The organism is Staphylococcus pasteuri (assembly GCF_030547725.1).
Taxonomy (GTDB): Bacteria; Bacillota; Bacilli; order Staphylococcales; family Staphylococcaceae; genus Staphylococcus; species Staphylococcus pasteuri.
Genome location: NZ_JAUOQO010000366.1, coordinates 1 through 269, shown reverse-complemented (window position 1 = coordinate 269; position 269 = coordinate 1). Strand labels below are relative to the sequence as shown.

At 47.6% G+C, this 269-nt stretch carries 1 pseudogene; it reads left to right on the top strand.

The annotated features are described in order from the left end of the window. Positions 1-67: 67 nt before the first annotated feature. Positions 68-269 (top strand): annotated as a pseudogene (locus tag Q4528_RS14015) (sodium-dependent transporter); the annotation flags it as partial.

Here is a 269-nt window from a genome sequence, read left to right as displayed (position 1 = left end):
GCCTGAAGGTGCGTCTATTGCTAAAACCTCTATCTACATTGCCATCGCCGATACTGTGGTTGCGCTAATGGCTGGTTTAGCGATTTACCCGATTGTATTTGCCAATGGCATTGAGCCAAGTGCGGGCCCAGGTTTACTGTTTGTATCGTTACCTATTGCCTTTGGTACTATGCCGCTAGGCGGAGTGGTATCAACAATATTCTTCGTAATGGTTACGGTAGCGGCATTTACGTCGGCGTTAGCATTGCTTGAGTCTACTTCAGCATACC